A 17,776-nucleotide genomic window follows, 5' to 3' on the forward strand; every position below is an offset into this window, starting at 1 on the left:
ACCACCAACCATTTGAAGCGACCGCAGCATCGGCTTTTGCGCCACCGCCGGTACGCGAAGGAGACACAATGAAGTTGAAGTCAAGCAGCGCTGTCGTGTTGGCCGTTTTCGCCACCGCGGCTCATGCGCAGTCGTCAGTGACGCTTTATGGCGTAGTCGATACGGGGCTGCTGTATCAGAGCACATCGGCCGCTACGTTTCTGCCGCACGCGCCGAACACGGGCAAAATTTATCAGCTGAAGGACGGCGGTATCTATTCGAGCTTCTGGGGTATGAAGGGAAGCGAAGACATCGGCGGCGGCTACAAGATCAACTTCAAGCTGCAGGGCGCGTTCAACACCACGAACGGCAAGTTCGGTCTGTCCGACACGCCGGGCACCACGGCGATCTTCAACCAGTTCGCGACGGTCGGCGCATCGGGGCCGTTCGGTACCTTCGACGCCGGCCGGCAGATCATTCCGATGATCTACGCGATGGCGGAAACCGACGTCCGCGGCGCGCAGTATTTCGGCAGTGTTCTGACCGCGTGGCTGGGCATCAATCAGGCGGCCGGCTGGCCTGGCACGAGCACGAACGCGCCGATCGGCGCGCTGTACGACAGCAACGCGCTCGTCTACAACTCGCCGAAATTCCATGGCGCGTCGCTCGCGCTCGAGTACGCGCCGGGCGGCGTCGCCGGTCAGTTCCAGGGCGGTACGCGCGAGTCGGCCGTGCTCAAGTATTCGAACTACGGTCTGAATCTGTCCGCGTTGTATTACAACGGCCACGATACCAACCCGTACCCGATCACCTACCCGGCGGCGCCCGCTATCCCCGCGACCGGGCTTGCGAACAACCGTTTCTACTATTTCGGTGCGTTGTACACGATCGCCGGATTTTCGGTGTCGGCCTCGTACGGCGCCGGCAAGAACCCGGCCCATACCAACACCGCGGACTTCGAAATGATCTCGGGGGGCCTCGGCTACCAGTTCAATCCGCGTTTCAAGATCACGTCCGGGTACTACTACCTGAAAGACAAGAACAACTCGGCGAACCATTCGGGCGAGTTCGCCGTGGGCGCGGAATACAACCTGTCGCAGCGCACCAAGGCTTACGCGCAGGTGGGTTATGTCAACAACAGGGGGACCATGAACCAGACCATCGTCTATGGCGCCCCGGTTGCGCCTGGCGTGTCCACCACGGCGGCCATGGTCGGCATCCGCCATAACTTCTGATTACGTCGCCTATAACAACTGGAGTATTCGATGAAAAGCATTCAGGCACGCGCGTTGGCGATTGCCATATTGATTCTGGCCGCGTCGAGCAACGCATGGTCGCAGTCGGGCCAGACGGCTAGTGCAGCTTCGGGCGCACCTGCGATGTCAGCTAGCGCAGCCGCTCCCGTCAGCTCGAGGCAAGCCAATCGCGCGCTGCGTCGGCAGGTGTATGCCGCGATCGGCAAGCACAAGGAGATCAGCGCCGGCAATATAAGCGTCATCGCAAAAGGCGGCGCGGTGACGCTGAACGGCACGGTCACCGACGTTTCCCAGATCAATCAGGTCGCGGAGATCGCGAAGGGTGTTCCGGGGGTGACTTCGGTGACCAACAAGCTCACGGTGGAAAAGCCGTTCGGCGGGATGTAAAAAGAGCTCACGCATCGGGGGATTAAGCGCGAGGAGCCCAATATAACAATCCACTAGCTGTCGAACAGCGCCGTGTAACGGCGCTGCATCTCTTCAGGCGTGAGCGCTTCGATCTGCGCGCCGAGCATCCATTCGTGGCCGAATGGATCGCGCACGGTCGCCGAGCGCTCGCCATAAAAATGATCGGTTAGCGGGCGGACCACGGTTGCGCCTGCTGCAACCGCTCGTGCGAACAGCTCGTCGACGTCGTCGCAGTGGATATGCAGCAGCACACTCGGCCGGCTGTCGCCGGTCGGTCCGAGCATGTCGTGCTCGGGATATTCATCGGACAGCATCACGGTCGCGGGACCGATCTTCACTTCGGCATGACCGATGCGGCCGCCTGGCTCAGTCAGGCGAAACCGCTCGACGCCGCCGAATGCCTGCGCGTAGAACTCGATAGCCCGTGCGGCGTTGCGCACGCGCAGATACGGGTAGAGCTCGTGGATCGCGTTCATCGTCACCTCCTGGTTGCTGGTGATGATTATCGGAGAAACGCGTCAATCCAAGGGTTTTTTTGCATTTTCGATGCCGGAGCCCGCGCCAACAGGCCGCCAGTGAATCTCGTGTGCACTGGACGAGGTCTGCCTCATGTATTAGTTCAATACGATCTCCACGCGCCGGTTTTTTGCGCGTCCGTCTGCCGTCGTATTCGGCGAAACGGGATTGGCACTGCCGTGTCCGTTGACAACGAATTGCTGCGCCTTCAATCCGTGGCTCTGCAGATACTGCGCGACGCTTTGCGCGCGCTGTGTCGATAATTTCTGATTGTAGGAGCTGGATGCCGTCGCGTCGGTATAGCCATTCACCGTGACGGTGTCGAACCTCGCACCTGCCGCAGTTTTGATCAGCGCGTCGAGACGAAGACGAGCTTCGGTCGTGAGCGTCGCCTTATTGAGTTCGAAAGTTGCATCGCCGTTCAACGACAGCTTCTGAGGCGGCACGCGTGCTGGAGCGGCAACCCGCGCGACGGGGGGAGCAGCAGGCATCGGTGAAGGGGCTGCGACCGGAGCTGTCTGCGCGACAGGCGCCGCTCCGCACTGGAATGTCAGCGTGCGCACGTCGCGATGACTTCCAGCGGCCGCAAGCGGTGCAATCTCCTGCATCGGACGCACGGGGTTCTTGCCGCAGATTTCGCGAGCCTTCGAATAACAGGTGTTCTGGCTCGAGATGAGTCCATCGCAATCCACCCGAAACGCCTTTTCATTATTCGGCAGGTTGACCGAGTATGCACTAAACGTCGGGCCTGATGCGGCGGAACATCCTGCGAGCACCACGCTAACCAGTAGCGCTGCTCCAAATTGCTTTGTCATGTCGAACTTCATGGAGTATTGAGCCTCATTGGTCTTTTTCTTCATCTGCACGAATTCACGTCAGTTTTTCGTTGCGTCGTCGCGGTTGATGCCGTGGGCAATTGACGCGGCCAACCACCGTGCGTCCACGCTCTTTCAGTGTGCAATCGCGGCCACCCAAAAAGCGACGCTCTGTTTGGTCTCCTGCGCGTGAGTTCGTGAACTGTAGCTGTGCTTATTCCTGGCAATTGCCACAATTTGTAAATCCGTCCGACGAGATTTACGGGCAGGCGATTTGGTGAAACGCTCAACTGCTGTCCTTCGCGACCAAAATCTGAACTTCTGTCAAAGTTTGCGGATTTACGTCAGTTATTAGAAAAGAGTTAAAGCGTGCTTCACAGGCTCTCTAAAAGTGCTTACCTTACGCTCAAAACATCGCCTGGCCTTGCCCAGGCGCTCAAGCGCAGCAATTTCACGAGAACAGAAATGAAGAGCATCGATCTTGCCAACTCAATTGATGCGGTATTTTCCGATACGATCCGGCAGTGTCTTGCGGAGCAAATCGGCCTTTCGTCGGAAATACTCGGCAGGATTCCGACCCACGCCAGCCCTGCGCTGATTGCTTCGCTGATGGCGGCTGCGGTGACGCCCGATGGGGCGAAGGCCGTATTCTCCGCTGTGATGTCGCCAGAAGCGAATGCCCGTATCGAAGAGCAATTCCTGCAGCTGTGTAGTGCTTCATCGAGTATCAAAGACCTTGAAACAATAGGAGAGTCGCTCTTCGTGCGTTCTACCGGCACGCGTATCGCGCTGGCGAGTGATCCGATCTCGCGTCAGACCGGCATACCGCCTCAGGCCGCACATGTCATGACCGCGTTGGTCGGTTCGGTGGTGTTCGGCGTGCTCAAACATCACATTCTGCTTGAGCAAGGAACGTTGGCCGGACTGCCTGCGTTGCTCGGCGGTCAATTACCTGTCGTATCGAGGCTTTTGACCGATGGCGTCGCCGAATCGATCGGATTTGAAAATGCTGGCAATTTCACTCGATCGATTGCAGGCAGGCTTGAGTCAGTAGCGGCCAATATGATGCAACCGATGGCTGACGATGAAAACGTACTTCGACGTTTCGCACCCGCCGCGGCGCACGAAGTCGCGGCGCCTGTCGCCGGAGTGAGGTCTTCGCGTAGAGGCATATGGCTGCTGTTTGCCGTGTTGACGGCCATACTGCTTGGGGTTTTCGCCTATGCCCAATATTTCGGGCAGAGGGCGGGTGTTGAAGCGACCGCGTCGTCGAATGTTTTGACCAGTGGCGTCGTCGCGCCCTCGATCGCGTCGGCCGTCCCTGGCGTCGTAGCGCGACCGGACGCGGCTTCATCCGTACCGCAGGGATGCGCGGCGGCTCCGATGACGGCGTCGGGAGGTGCAGCGTCTGCCCCGGCAGCCGATGCTGTATCCGAAGCCGCTTCAAATCCGGTGGCGAACGCTTCCACGAGAAGTGGAAAGATCGCTTTTAGCGTCAATGAAGCTGGCGTACCTTCATTGACGGGTACGCTGAGTAGCGATGCGGAGCGGCAAACACTTACCGATGTGTTGAACCGAAGATTTGGCGCGGGACGCTTCGCCGCCGACCTGAAAGTCGACGCGAGCCTGCGCCCATCTGACTGGCTGACGCATATCGATGAGCTCTTGTCGTTGATGGCCCTGCCGCGCGCCGAGGTCGGAATAGACGCGCAGCACATCGAGCTAGGCGGGGCGGCAGCGAATGCATCGCTTGGCTGGAAGCAGCGCCTGCAGAATGTGTTCGGTCCGTCCTGGGAAATCGGTCAGTTCAGCGCGGAAAAAGCCGTCGATCTCGCCACGCAGCTGTTCCTGAGCACGATGGTGAAGATGCTCGATGCGGGCAACGCGTGCAAAGGTCCGGATGTCGCAACAGTTCTGAACTTGCAGGTCGTGGACTTCGCTGCATCCAGTGGACATATCCCTTTATCCGCCAAAGAGAACCTTGCCGAGTCCGCACAACTGCTTAAGGCATGTTCTGACGACGGCCATCCCGTGGCACTCGATATCAAGGCATATTCCGACAACGTTGGCGATGAGCAGGCCAATCTGCTGCTTTCGCAAGAGCGTGCGGACGCGGTGCGCGGTTTTCTGATCGAGGCGGGTGTGAAGCCGGACCTGTTGACGGCACGCGGCTATGGCTCAGCGACGCCGATCGCAAGCAATGCGACGGCGGGCGGTCGCTTTGCGAATCGCCGTGTCGAGTTTGTTCTGGCGCAAGCTTCGGTTGGCTAACAGATTGCGTTGGCTGAAAGCACGGGTTTTACCTGGGAGCGTTAGGCACGTTCGGCCAGACTCGGGAGCCTCGCGGAATGGATCAATCGCAAGCCCTACCCGACAGACGCACAAGGGCCGCCGATGTCACAATTCTTGGCAACCCCCACGTACGCGTCCGGTTACATTCGGTTGCGAGTGTTCTAACCCGAACCTTGTGAGCACCGAACGAAACTGGAGCTATCCATGGCAACCCCGCATCAGGTCCAAGTGACCCTTTCGCTTCACCCCGAAGATTACGCTTCACTCAAGATGGCCGCGCGAGCTGCCGGTCTTGACGAGTTGTCGTTCGGCATTCTGGCAGTCCATCGCGAGGCGCGTCGCGTGTTGGCCGAGGACCGGCGCAATCGCCAAACCGCTCCGCACGACTACAAAATTTTTTGATTGCTGAAGGTGCCTGGCATGGTTGCATGGTCTGCAGAGGATCTGCTCTATCTACGCCTCGGCACGGAGACGCCGAATTGGTCTCTTGCCGCGGATGACGACATGCTCTTGCTCGCGGCCGGTCACGGCGAGAAACGCGTTGGGGTTCGACTCACCAGTGTGCAGTTGGAGAAGATACGCATGGCGAAAGACGGTCTCGTAATAACTGCTATGGGCGTGATCATTTTAGGGGCATATTTTCGGCTGTACCTGGTAGGCTGGAAAGTCAACGATCATGTGTGGAAAGGGAGGGCGTCCAGCGATGCTAATTTTCTCCACGTGGCACAGGCGGCGGAGGAGTCGACCGCCTATCCATCGATAGTGGTCGATCTTGTAACAGCACCCTGAAGACAAGTACAGATGTCGTTTCCCTGGCCAGACGGCGTTTGATCGAATTCGATCAGGTTTTCACGCCAGAACCTGGATCGATTCTGGAAATTGTTAGCGGCGACGGGAGCGACGCGTAATGAATGAGTTAAAGACGAAAACAATATCGGAATTGCATCAGCGACTCGAAGCGATGGAGGCGTGGCTCACGTCAAAACCTGCGATTGTGACGGGCGTGCAAGGGGTGAGGATCATGCGTCTGGTTGCACTGATGTCAGGCGATGCATTCCGGTATGCGCTTGTCAGGACGAGACCAAAAGGGCGCTGGTCCTAGCGTGCGTCAAGCACCTTCGTGGTCGTTCTGCCAGCTCTCTACGATTCGCATCTCGAACTCTCCTTCGAGTTTTAACAAACCTTGACAGACCGGGTTGCCCCGCGCCGGTAGAGTACATGCGTCCGCAAGTTGATGCGGTTCGGTCGCGCGCACATTGCATTAATCGTTTAGTCGGCGACAAACTGTGCCATACACAAAGCTGTTCAAACGCTTTCTTCGGGAAAAGCTGATATATGCAAAGCGAAGTAACTACTCAACCGGGGCTACCTGAGGCAAAGAAATTCGCGCGCCGGACCGACGAAGTTGAAGGCATGTCGGGTCTTCGCAAGCGCTGGATCGCATTGCTTGGCATCGGGACGATTTCACTGTCACTGCTGTTCGTGTGGGGATTTCTCCATTTGATTCTCGCGCTGATATTTACGAAGTCGGTGGTTGTCCATTAGGTCGTTGCGGGTTGAACTCGTGGGCGTCGTATTATGGTCGCGAAGTGATCGAGGGCGGCCATTCGGTGGTTCACTCGATGGAGTATCCCTATGCATACGGACGTTGCCTCATCTTTCGCGGTAGCGGGACCTGATCCGGCATGTCGAGCATGGCTGTATTACTACGATGATGAACAGCAAGCACTTTTAGGTCAGATTCGAGCAGCTTGGGGTCAGGACTGCGTGATTCAGATCTGTGGTGGGCGACTGAGGATTTTTGCCGAGGAAGGGCGGTTGGAATTTTTCAGCGCGCGTGAGCTGTTTGACGCCATCGCTGTGAAGACGCAGAAAGGAATCGGTCGGCGACAGAAGTAGAGCAGTACAAGCGGGAGGACCCATTGCGCACGTTAGGAGATTGCGGTGTTGTCCAACGAAGAAAGTCTCCGATTGCTTATGCTAGTTTGTCACCGCCAGATCCCATGGGGGAAGAAGCCGAAGAAACTGATTACGCTTCGCAACCTCGGGCTGGTCGAGGTCCAGCGCTTTCCGCCCAGAGTCAACACGAGAGTTCCCGAACCCATCGACATCGCGATCCTCACAAGACGGGGGCAAGAGGAGTTTGCGCGTCTCGAAAAGATGGCCTCGCTTCTGGACTGGCGATGGACGGGGTTAATGGCATACCAGGTGGGACTAGAAACTTTTCCGTGAGCCCACCACTGCAGGTCGCCTGTCTTTAGGCTGACCAACGAACATGGTTCACGTCTACTCAACTTAAGTGGAGTGAAAAGCCGAGAAGATCGGATTGGACTGGCTGAAGGCCACGACTCAGCCGTCACAATGATTCCGGTCTAACGAGTGTGTCTTTCATTTACAACGTTATCAATAGCAGACTGAGCGAGCCAATGGCAGTAGCCCCCCAAAGTGTTCCGATCTATTTGGTCTGATCTGATGTCAAAATATTTTCCTGCACGAAAGTCGTGTTTTGACCAATATTGGTTCGTATGCCACGCATGAATATGCAGAACGTCACTGCCGATATTTCTCGTTGCAGAAGGGAAGTGGTCAAGGAACCCGAGCGAACATTGTTGCGGATAGGTGCAGCGAAGCGCTAGCTCCCCAGCGTACATCGTCAAAACATTCTTACACCAGCCTGGCCATGCACCTTCGAAGTTGGAAAATTCCTCTTTGATTAATTTGTTGCAATAGTCCAGCTGCGCAGTGAGGAAGTTGCACACGTGGTCTGATGGTCCCAGGACCGAAGCCCCAACATTATGCAGGCCCGAATGAGGAAATCCCCACCGTAGACTACATTGAGACAATTTCCCTCGGACTTCTTCCTCATAGGCGTACGCGCCGAAACCAAAGCATAGTCCGGATGGAGAAAAGTCAAGCAATGCTGGCGTAACGAACGTGTCGCAGTCCGTTTTCAATATAAATCGGTATTTTTTGCACTCGTCAAAAACGCTTTGATCAACGAAATTTCCAACGCTATTGATGTAAGCATATCCCTGCCATTCAGCATTCCGCTCGAGGTATGGCGTACTCGGAATGATCGTCAACTTTTCATCTACTGGCAGAAGATTGATCGCATCAGGATGACACACAGCAATAATCCTGGAGCGCAGGAACAAGTTGCTGAAAATCATGCTCTTGTAGAGCCAATGAAACTCCTCGACGGTCTCCTTTCTGTTGTCGATATAGACCAAAACGCCCAAGTCGATCGACGCTTCTGAGCAGCTCAGGTCTGATCTGCTTTCAGCGTTGGCGTTGTAGTTGTTTTCCATCTGCTTACAGCCTTCATCAAGGGGCGGGCAATGCATTCCGATATGTGCGTGTCAGAGCAAAGCGAACCGGGCGTTGGGTGTTAACGATCGGTCCGCCGTACTTCACGGAATGGTATCAGTGCGCGTTCGAGAGAGAGATAGCGAATAGGGAGTATGGGAAGAGAAAAGGTGAAGCCCCAACAATCGGGGATTAGTCGGGGCTTCAAGGAGCAGGCGCAGCTCCGGGGATTAGCTCTCCTGCCCGTGATCGACCAAAAAAGTCGATGAATTCAGCATAACCGGAACGGGGCGTGATGTTGTGAATAATTGTCACGCACTCGCGGGTTTTTGTCGGAGCGGGAAAAGCAGATGTTTGTGACCGACCGCCGTCGAGATTCAACGAGCTTGACAGACCGGTTTGCTGGGAACCGATAGCGTGTTTGGATTCGGGGACAGGCTGAATTGAAAGCGACTACTCAGGCCTGTACCAGACTCGTGCAGGTGGAGCGAGGACTGCGCAATCAGATCGCTGGGCGACTGAGAACTAATGAGTGACGCCATGTCTCGCAACGAATTCGTCGATTTGTTCGTTTGTGATCGGTGCGGAGATGTAGTAACCCTGACAATCTATCTGATCGATTGTGCTCGCCCATGCGAACTGCGCTGCCGTTTCTATCCCCTCTATGACAACACGTTTTCCGAGACGTTGTCCGAGTTGCACGAGCGACTCGACCACGACTTTCGAATCGGCATGCTTCTGAATATCGCACATGAACTTGCGGTCCAGTTTGAGCGTGTCGACCCCAAGCCGATGCAGAATGGTAAGTGACCAGCAGCCCGAGCCGAAGTCGTCGATTGCCATACTTACGCCGGATTCTTTGATGGATTCAACGGCGGAGGCGAGCGCTTCAATTGGACCCGGATCGGTGGTCTCGGTGAGCTCGATCTGTAAGCGTGCCGCGTTGAGTGAACGACTGCGAAGCAGGGCGGATAACTTGCTTGCCAGCCCGGGCCGGCCAATTTCTCGGGCGGGAAGATTGACGGCTAGCGAAAGCGTGTTATATCCGCGAACGGTCCAATCGGCTAGCGTTTGAGCAGCTTCCTCGATAACAAAATCCGTGAAACGCGGGGTAAGTGCAGAGTCTTCCACAAGATGGATAAACGAAGCGGGCGTCAGGACGCCACGTGCCGGGTGGCTCCATCGCAGCAGTGATTCAAAACCACACAGCCGGCCTTCCTGCATACGCAGCTTAGGCTGATAGAGGAAAAAGAACTCCCGTCTGGCGAGGCCGCGCTCCGCGTCTGCGACCGTGCAGGAGTGGAGAATGTCTGCAGCAACGTGTTCCATAGCAATCTCTAGTGCGCGTATGTTGCAAGCCTCACATCAAAATGGATCGACACTGTCTCCTGAAAGGTCGGCGAAACGCTGGTGCAAACTTTGAAAAATGCGCGCGCTCGAATGGAGGTGTCGCGGAGTCGCACAACTTTCATCGTTGTTCATATCAACGTCCGACTATCGACGAATGTGTCAATTGTCGCGTGGCTAGTTCCGGCCATTGAATCGTATCGAATTGAGCGACATGAGTTGTGAATTATTGAAACATCGGAGCGGCGATGAGAAATGACGGCGCTGCTTTCGACCAGCCTTGCGGTTCACACTCTGTGACGCGCTGCACTGTGGTGTCCTCTACTATTCACCCGCTAATTGATGGGGCGGCTCGCCGGTTGTGCGGGTGAACAAGGAAATCAAGAGGGGATTGTGCGTTCGACGTATTTGACTGACAGGTTTGTTTGGGGAATTGCATTGGGGGCTCTCGTCGGGTGGGCGATCTCCGCAGGAGTGGATCATCGGAGAATGTCCCATTCGATCCGAGGTTCGGCCTGCGTCTGACGCTGGAAACTGCAGCCTCTGCATGCCTGCTTCTGCCGAGGCCATTGTTGCTGAAGACAGTCTTTCGGTTGCGACGTAGCGTGTTCATGCGGGATGAGGATGTGCATGCGATGCTGATGGGGCGCTTGTTTGGCGTTCTAGGCGGGGTCTGGCTCGGCGCGACGGTCAACTGCCGGCTCTTTTGAGTGCGTTCCTGCCATTGATAAATAAAACAATCCTGGCGGCGTTCGCGGCTTGATGTGTGTCGTGTTCACTGCGGCTATCGCACAACTGCTGGACATCTGCTCGCGGAAAATTGACGCTGGTCGTGCCCCGGGGGACATTGGGCAGTATCGCGCGGGCAAGTGGCGATCGACTTGTCACCGGAATACAAGGTCGACGCAAATCGGATCGCTTTGTGAATTCAATCGAATTTCGAGGCCGACCATTGCGCTCCGACTCTAATGGTCTGGTGGCGGCGCGTTGTGAATATTCGTGAACTCTGGCGATATTTTTCGCGAAGTGTATCGAATTTGGCAATCTTCAAGAAATGGCGTGGCTTCAGTACTTTCGGACTGTTATATATGCGCGCTGCCGAAAAAACTCCGGCGGTCGGGGCGTGATGTAAGTGCCTTCATAAGGCACAGGCTATTTCTATTTCGTTCACCTTATGTACGCAAATTCCCTGAAGCTATCGGTTTGCCGATGGGCCGTTCACCGTAGCCCTTATCGCGTGCGTCTGCCTGGTGATCCCTTTCGGAAGGCTGGAATCGCAGGATCGCGCAAAGCCTCTCCAGAGTGGACGGGTCTCGCAACCTGCATGGGAACGATGGTGAGCGGGAAGCGGGGCGCTATTTGAGTAAATACCGACAGAAACCATGGCATGTCACAAATATTCGCAATGCGGGTTAAGGCGATCGATATGCTGGCCAAGATGATATTTGGGGAATGAGATCGGGTTGAAAGGAATTTGATAGTAATTCCTGGTGGCAGCGTTGTCGCCGGGATCTCGTTTTTTCTGTTTGGGTCGTGCTGAAGCCGGATCAAAGAATTCATGAGCGATCGGGTGGGTGGACGAGGTGGGGAATAAAAAATGAATAAGACGTACCGATCGATTTGGAACGAGTCGCTGGGGGCCTGGGTTGCCGTGTCGGAACACGACTCAGCTAGGGGCAAGCCGAAGAAGTCGAAGGTGGTTCAGGCGGTCACCTTGGCGGCTGTGGTGGTTGGCACGCATGCGCCGGTTGCTCATGCACAGTACTATGCCGGCGGTGGAGCGGGTGCAGCTAGTCCAAATACCAATACAGTCGCAATTGGAACTTCTGCTCTTGCCTCCGTTAATGCGGTGGCTATTGGTGGCTCTGCATTAGCTGGCACTAACTCAGAGGCTATTGGCACAACTGCAACGGCTACTGGATGGGCTTCTCTGGCAATCGGTTATCTGAGCACTGCTAATTCCAACTATGCCGTAGCGGTTGGATATGCGAACATTTCCAGTGGGAACTCCGCTTCTGCGATCGGATACGAAAACACCGCCAGTGCAGCGGACGGTATAGCGATAGGGGTTTCCAACGTTGTTACCAACACCGGCTCTTATGGCATCGCAATTGGTACGCAATCTACAGCTTCGGCTCTTGATGCTACCGCAATTGGTGTGACGGCTAACGCGTCGGCTACAAAGGCCACAGCCATCGGATTTCAGTCGACAGCGAATGTCATGGGGTCGGTCGCGCTCGGCAATAACGCCTCTACGACCGCTGCTTCATCGACTGCCACGGCTGGGACCACCGCGTATAGCACTCAGCAGATCGGTGGTACGACTTATGGCTCGTTCGCAGGCGCCGACGGCGCTGCTGGTGTCGTAAGCGTTGGGGCTGTGGGGGCTGAGCGACGCATCCAATATGTGGCCGCTGGCCTGATTGGCCCTAGCAGCACTGACGCGGTAAACGGCAGCCAGTTGTATTCGGTCGCAAGTACGGTCGACTCTTTGTCGACTTCGACGTCGACGGGTATTTCATCGCTGTCTACAGGCGTGAGCTCGCTGTCGACTTCTACGTCGACGGGCCTCTCGTCGCTGTCGACGGGGCTGAGCGCGACTAACAGCACAGTCACGTCGCTCTCGACGGGTGTGAGTTCGTTGTCCACGGGGCTTAGTTCGCTGTCGACCTCCGCATCGACGGGCATTTCGTCGCTGTCGACGGGGCTGAGTTCGCTGTCGACCTCTGCGTCGACGGGCATCAGCACGGCGCAGAGCGGCGTGAATTCGCTGTCCACGGGCGTGAGCTCGCTGTCGACCTCCACGTCGACGGGTATCTCGTCACTGTCGACGTCGACCTCGACGGGGATCAGCACGGCGCAGAGCGGCGTGAATTCGCTGTCCACAGGCCTGGGTTCGCTGTCGACCTCCACATCGACGGGCATTTCGTCGCTGTCGACGGGCCTGAGTTCGTTGTCGACTTCCACGTCGACGGGGATCAGCACGGCGCAGAGCGGCGTGAATTCGCTGTCCACGGGCGTGAGCTCGCTGTCGACCTCCACGTCGATGGGTATTTCGTCGCTGTCGACGGGGCTGAGCGCGACTAACAGCACAGTCACGTCGCTCTCGACGGGTGTGAGTTCGCTGTCCACGGGCCTGGGTTCGTTGTCGACTTCGACGTCGACGGGCATCACCACGGCACAGAGCGGCGTGAATTCGCTGTCCACGGGTATGAGCTCGCTGTCGACTTCTGCGTCGACGGGTATTTCGTCGCTGTCGACGTCGGCCTCGACGGGGATCAGCACGGCACAGAGCGGCGTGGATTCGCTGTCCACAGGCCTGGGTTCGCTGTCGACCTCCACATCGACGGGTGTCTCGTCGCTGTCGACGGGGCTGAGTTCGTTGTCGACTTCCACGTCGACGGGCATCAGCACGGCACAGAGCGGCGTGAATTCGCTGTCCACGGGCGTGAGCTCGCTGTCGACCTCCACGTCGACGGGTATTTCGTCGCTGTCGACGGGGCTGAGCGCGACTAACAGCACAGTCACGTCGCTCTCGACGGGTGTGAGTTCGCTGTCCACAGGCCTGGGTTCGCTGTCGACCTCTGCGTCGACGGGTATCTCGTCACTGTCGACGTCGACCTCGACAGGCATCTCTTCACTGTCCACGGGTATGAGCTCGCTGTCGACGTCAGCCTCGACGGGGATCAGCACGGTGCAGAGCGGTGTGGATTCGCTGTCCACAGGGCTGGGTTCGCTGTCGACCTCCACGTCGACAGGTATCTCGTTACTGTCGACGTCGACCTCGACGGGCCTCTCTTCGCTGTCCACGGGTCTGAGCTCACTGTCGACCTCCGCGTCGACGGGCATTTCGTCGCTGTCGACGGGGCTGAGCGCGACTAACAGCACAGTCACGTCGCTCTCGACGGGTGTGAGTTCGCTGTCCACGGGGCTGAGTTCGCTGTCGACCTCTGCGTCGACGGGTATCTCGTCGTTGTCGACGTCGACCTCGACAGGCCTCTCGTCGCTGTCGACGTCGGCCTCGACGGGGATCAGCACGGCACAGAGCGGCGTGAATTCGCTGTCCACGGGTATGAGCTCGCTGTCGACCTCCACGTCGACGGGTATTTCGTCGCTGTCGACGGGGCTGAGCGCGACTAACAGCACAGTCACGTCGCTCTCGACGGGTGTGAGTTCGCTGTCCACAGGCCTGGGTTCGCTGTCGACCTCTGCGTCGACGGGTATCTCGTCGTTGTCGACGTCGACCTCGACAGGCCTCTCTTCGCTGTCCACGGGTATGAGCTCGCTGTCGACGTCGGCCTCGACGGGGATCAGCACGGTGCAGAGCGGTGTGGATTCGCTGTCCACAGGGCTGGGTTCGCTGTCGACCTCCACGTCGACAGGTATTTCGTCGCTGTCGACGTCAGCCTCGACGGGCCTCTCTTCGCTGTCCACGGGTCTGAGCTCACTGTCGACCTCCGCGTCGACGGGTATCTCTTCGCTGTCGACGGGCCTGAGCACGACTAACAGTGCGGTCACGTCGCTCTCGACGGGTGTGAGTTCGTTGTCCACGGGTCTGGGTTCGCTGTCGACCTCCGCGTCGACGGGCATTTCGTCGCTGTCGACGTCGGCCTCGACGGGGATCAGCACGGCGCAGAGCGGCGTGAATTCGCTGTCCACGGGCGTGAGCTCGCTGTCGACCTCCACTTCGACGGGTATTTCGTCGCTGTCGACGTCGGCCTCGACGGGGATCAGCACGGCACAGAGCGGCGTGAATTCGCTGTCGACGGGTATGAGCTCGCTGTCGACGTCGGCCTCGACGGGGATCAGCACGGCACAGAGCGGCGTGAATTCGCTGTCCACGGGCGTGAGCTCGCTGTCGACCTCCGCATCGACGGGTATCTCGTCGCTGTCCACGGGTATGAGCTCGCTGTCGACGTCGGCCTCGACGGGGATCAGCACGGTGCAGAGCGGTGTGGATTCGCTGTCCACAGGCCTGGGTTCGCTGTCGACCTCCACGTCGACGGGTATCTCTTCACTGTCGACGGGCCTGAGCACGACTAACAGCGCGGTCACGTCGCTCTCGACGGGTGTGAGTTCGTTGTCCACGGGTCTGGGTTCGCTGTCGACCTCCGCGTCGACGGGCATTTCGTCGCTGTCGACGTCGGCCTCGACGGGGATCAGCACGGCGCAGAGCGGCGTGAATTCGCTGTCCACGGGCGTGAGCTCGCTGTCGACCTCCACTTCGACGGGTATTTCGTCGCTGTCGACGTCGGCCTCGACGGGGATCAGCACGGCACAGAGCGGTGTGGATTCGCTATCCACGGGCGTGAGCTCGCTGTCGACTTCCACGTCGACGGGTATCTCGTCGCTGTCCACGGGTATGAGTTCGCTGTCGACCTCCACGTCGACGGGTATCTCGTCGTTGTCGACGTCGACCTCGACAGGCATCTCTTCACTGTCGACGGGTATGAGCTCGCTGTCGACTTCCACGTCGACGGGTATCTCGTCGCTGTCCACGGGTATGAGTTCGCTGTCGACCTCCACGTCGACGGGTATCTCGTCGTTGTCGACGTCGACCTCGACGGGTATCTCGTCGCTGTCCACGGGCATGAGCTCGCTGTCGACTTCCACGTCGACGGGTATCTCGTCGCTGTCGACGTCGGCCTCGACGGGGATCAGCACGGTGCAGAGCGGCGTGAATTCGCTGTCCACGGGTATGAGTTCGCTGTCGACCTCCACATCGACGGGTATCTCTTCGCTGTCGACGTCGGCCTCGACGGGGATCAGCACGGCACAGAGCGGCGTGAATTCGCTGTCCACGGGCGTGAGCTCGCTGTCGACGTCGGCCTCGACGGGGATCAGCACGGCACAGAGCGGTGTGGATTCGCTGTCCACGGGCGTGAGCTCGCTGTCGACCTCCGCATCGACGGGTATCTCGTCACTGTCCACGGGTATGAGTTCGCTGTCGACGTCCACCTCGACAGGCATCTCTTCGCTGTCCACGGGCCTGAGCTCGCTGTCGACCTCCGCATCGACGGGTATTTCGTCGCTGTCGACATCGGCCTCGACGGGGATCAGCACGGCACAGAGCGGCGTGAATTCGCTGTCCACGGGCGTGAGCTCGCTGTCGACGTCAGCCTCGACGGGGATCAGCACGGTGCAGAGCGGTGTGGATTCGCTGTCCACAGGCTTGGGTTCGCTGTCGACCTCCGCATCGACGGGTATCTCGTCGCTGTCCACGGGTATGAGCTCGCTGTCGACTTCCACGTCGACGGGTATCTCGTCGTTGTCGACGTCGACCTCGACGGGTATCTCGTCGCTGTCCACGGGCATGAGCTCGCTGTCGACTTCCACGTCGACGGGTATCTCGTCGCTGTCGACGTCGGCCTCGACGGGGATCAGCACGGTGCAGAGCGGCGTGAATTCGCTGTCCACGGGTATGAGTTCGCTGTCGACCTCCACATCGACGGGTATCTCTTCGCTGTCGACCTCCGCATCGACGGGTATCTCTTCGCTGTCCACGGGTATGAGCTCGCTGTCGACGTCAGCCTCGACGGGGATCAGTACGGTGCAGAGCGGTGTGGATTCGCTGTCCACAGGCCTGGGTTCGCTGTCGACCTCCACGTCGACGGGTATTTCGTCGCTGTCGACGTCGGCCTCGACGGGCCTCTCTTCGCTGTCCACGGGTCTGAGCTCACTGTCGACCTCCGCGTCGACGGGTATCTCTTCACTGTCGACGGGCCTGAGCACGACTAACAGCGCGGTCACGTCGCTCTCGACGGGTGTGAGTTCGCTGTCCACGGGCATGAGCTCGCTGTCGACTTCCACGTCGACGGGTATCTCGTCGCTGTCGACGGGTATGAGCTCGCTGTCGACGTCGGCCTCGACGGGGATCAGCACGGCACAGAGCGGTGTGGATTCGCTATCCACGGGCGTGAGCTCGCTGTCGACCTCCGCATCGACGGGTATCTCGTCACTGTCCACGGGTATGAGTTCGCTGTCGACGTCGACCTCGACAGGCATCTCTTCGCTGTCCACGGGCGTGAGCTCGCTGTCGACCTCCGCATCGACGGGTATCTCTTCACTGTCCACGGGTATGAGCTCGCTGTCGACTTCCACGTCGACGGGTATCTCTTCGCTGTCGACGTCGGCCTCGACGGGCATCAGCACGGCGCAGAGCGGCGTGAATTCGCTGTCCACGGGCCTGAGTTCGCTGTCAACCTCCACGTCGACGGGTATCTCGTCGTTGTCGACGTCGACCTCGACAGGCATCTCTTCACTGTCGACGGGTATGAGCTCGCTGTCGACGTCAGCCTCGACGGGGATCAGCACGGTGCAGAGCGGTGTGGATTCGCTGTCCACAGGCTTGGGTTCGCTGTCGACCTCCGCATCGACGGGTATCTCGTCGCTGTCCACGGGTATGAGCTCGCTGTCGACTTCCACGTCGACGGGTATCTCGTCGTTGTCGACGTCGACCTCGACGGGTATCTCGTCGCTGTCCACGGGCATGAGCTCGCTGTCGACTTCCACGTCGACGGGTATCTCGTCGCTGTCGACGTCGGCCTCGACGGGGATCAGCACGGTGCAGAGCGGCGTGAATTCGCTGTCCACGGGTATGAGTTCGCTGTCGACCTCCACATCGACGGGTATCTCTTCGCTGTCCACGGGTATGAGCTCGCTGTCGACCTCCGCATCGACGGGTATCTCGTCGCTGTCCACGGGTATGAGCTCGCTGTCGACTTCCACGTCGACGGGTATCTCGTCGTTGTCGACGTCGACCTCGACGGGTATCTCGTCGCTGTCCACGGGTATGAGTTCGCTGTCGACCTCCACATCGACGGGTATCTCTTCGCTGTCGACCTCCGCATCGACGGG

General features: G+C 58.3%; 12 protein-coding genes. 8 read left to right on the forward strand and 4 right to left on the reverse strand.

The annotated features are described in order from the left end of the window. Window positions 1–68: 68 nt before the first annotated feature. Entirely contained in the window at window positions 69–1,214 is a 1,146-nt protein-coding gene (locus tag HWY30_RS26925) for a porin (RefSeq protein ID WP_090809463.1), read from the forward strand. Window positions 1,215–1,244: 30 nt separating this feature from the next. After that, the gene (locus HWY30_RS26930; protein ID WP_090809465.1) at window positions 1,245–1,622 is read left to right on the forward strand and encodes a BON domain-containing protein; all 378 of its coding nucleotides are present in this window, start codon (window positions 1,245–1,247) and stop codon (window positions 1,620–1,622) included. A gap of 53 nt (window positions 1,623–1,675) precedes the next feature. Here HWY30_RS26930 and HWY30_RS26935 read toward each other — a convergent pair whose 3' ends face one another. Beyond that, window positions 1,676–2,119, reverse strand: coding sequence for a VOC family protein (locus HWY30_RS26935; RefSeq protein WP_090809467.1), 444 nt, complete (start codon window positions 2,117–2,119; stop codon window positions 1,676–1,678). Window positions 2,120–2,257: 138 nt separating this feature from the next. After that, complete coding sequence (locus HWY30_RS26940) at window positions 2,258–3,019, reverse strand: OmpA family protein (protein ID WP_244145015.1); 762 nt, start codon at window positions 3,017–3,019, stop codon at window positions 2,258–2,260. A gap of 420 nt (window positions 3,020–3,439) precedes the next feature. Between HWY30_RS26940 and HWY30_RS26945 the strand changes: the two genes are divergently transcribed. The 5 genes from HWY30_RS26945 (at window position 3,440) to HWY30_RS26965 (ending at window position 7,165) form a co-directional block, all read left to right on the forward strand. Then, the gene (locus tag HWY30_RS26945; protein ID WP_090809469.1) at window positions 3,440–5,245 is read left to right on the forward strand and encodes an OmpA family protein; all 1,806 of its coding nucleotides are present in this window, start codon (window positions 3,440–3,442) and stop codon (window positions 5,243–5,245) included. A 225-nt stretch (window positions 5,246–5,470) separates the two neighbouring features. Beyond that, a complete protein-coding gene (locus tag HWY30_RS26950) occupies window positions 5,471–5,668 on the forward strand; it encodes a hypothetical protein (protein ID WP_143037266.1) in 198 nt (65 codons plus the stop codon). An 18-nt stretch (window positions 5,669–5,686) separates the two neighbouring features. Beyond that, window positions 5,687–6,055, forward strand: coding sequence for a hypothetical protein (locus HWY30_RS26955; protein WP_143037267.1), 369 nt, complete (start codon window positions 5,687–5,689; stop codon window positions 6,053–6,055). A 546-nt stretch (window positions 6,056–6,601) separates the two neighbouring features. Further along, window positions 6,602–6,811 carry a hypothetical protein gene (locus HWY30_RS26960; protein WP_143037268.1) on the forward strand — a complete coding sequence of 70 codons (210 nt, stop codon included), beginning with the start codon at window positions 6,602–6,604 and terminating at the stop codon, window positions 6,809–6,811. A gap of 90 nt (window positions 6,812–6,901) precedes the next feature. Continuing rightward, window positions 6,902–7,165 carry a hypothetical protein gene (locus HWY30_RS26965; RefSeq protein WP_143037269.1) on the forward strand — a complete coding sequence of 88 codons (264 nt, stop codon included), beginning with the start codon at window positions 6,902–6,904 and terminating at the stop codon, window positions 7,163–7,165. 473 nt (window positions 7,166–7,638) lie between these two features. Here the strand turns inward: HWY30_RS26965 and HWY30_RS26970 are convergent, their stop codons facing one another. Continuing rightward, on the reverse strand, window positions 7,639–8,574 hold the full coding sequence (locus tag HWY30_RS26970; protein ID WP_244145016.1) for a DUF7164 domain-containing protein: 936 nt from the start codon (window positions 8,572–8,574) through the stop codon (window positions 7,639–7,641). Between the two features lie 523 nt (window positions 8,575–9,097). Then, on the reverse strand, window positions 9,098–9,901 hold the full coding sequence (locus HWY30_RS26975) for an EAL domain-containing protein (protein WP_090809475.1): 804 nt from the start codon (window positions 9,899–9,901) through the stop codon (window positions 9,098–9,100). A gap of 1,615 nt (window positions 9,902–11,516) precedes the next feature. Here HWY30_RS26975 and HWY30_RS26980 point away from each other — a divergent pair. Further along, window positions 11,517–17,776 (forward strand): ESPR-type extended signal peptide-containing protein (locus tag HWY30_RS26980; protein WP_244145026.1); only part of this gene is annotated, 6,260 nt, incomplete at its 3' end.

Source organism: Paraburkholderia tuberum STM678 (genome assembly GCF_902833905.1).
In the GTDB taxonomy this organism is placed as follows: Bacteria; Pseudomonadota; Gammaproteobacteria; order Burkholderiales; family Burkholderiaceae; genus Paraburkholderia; species Paraburkholderia tuberum.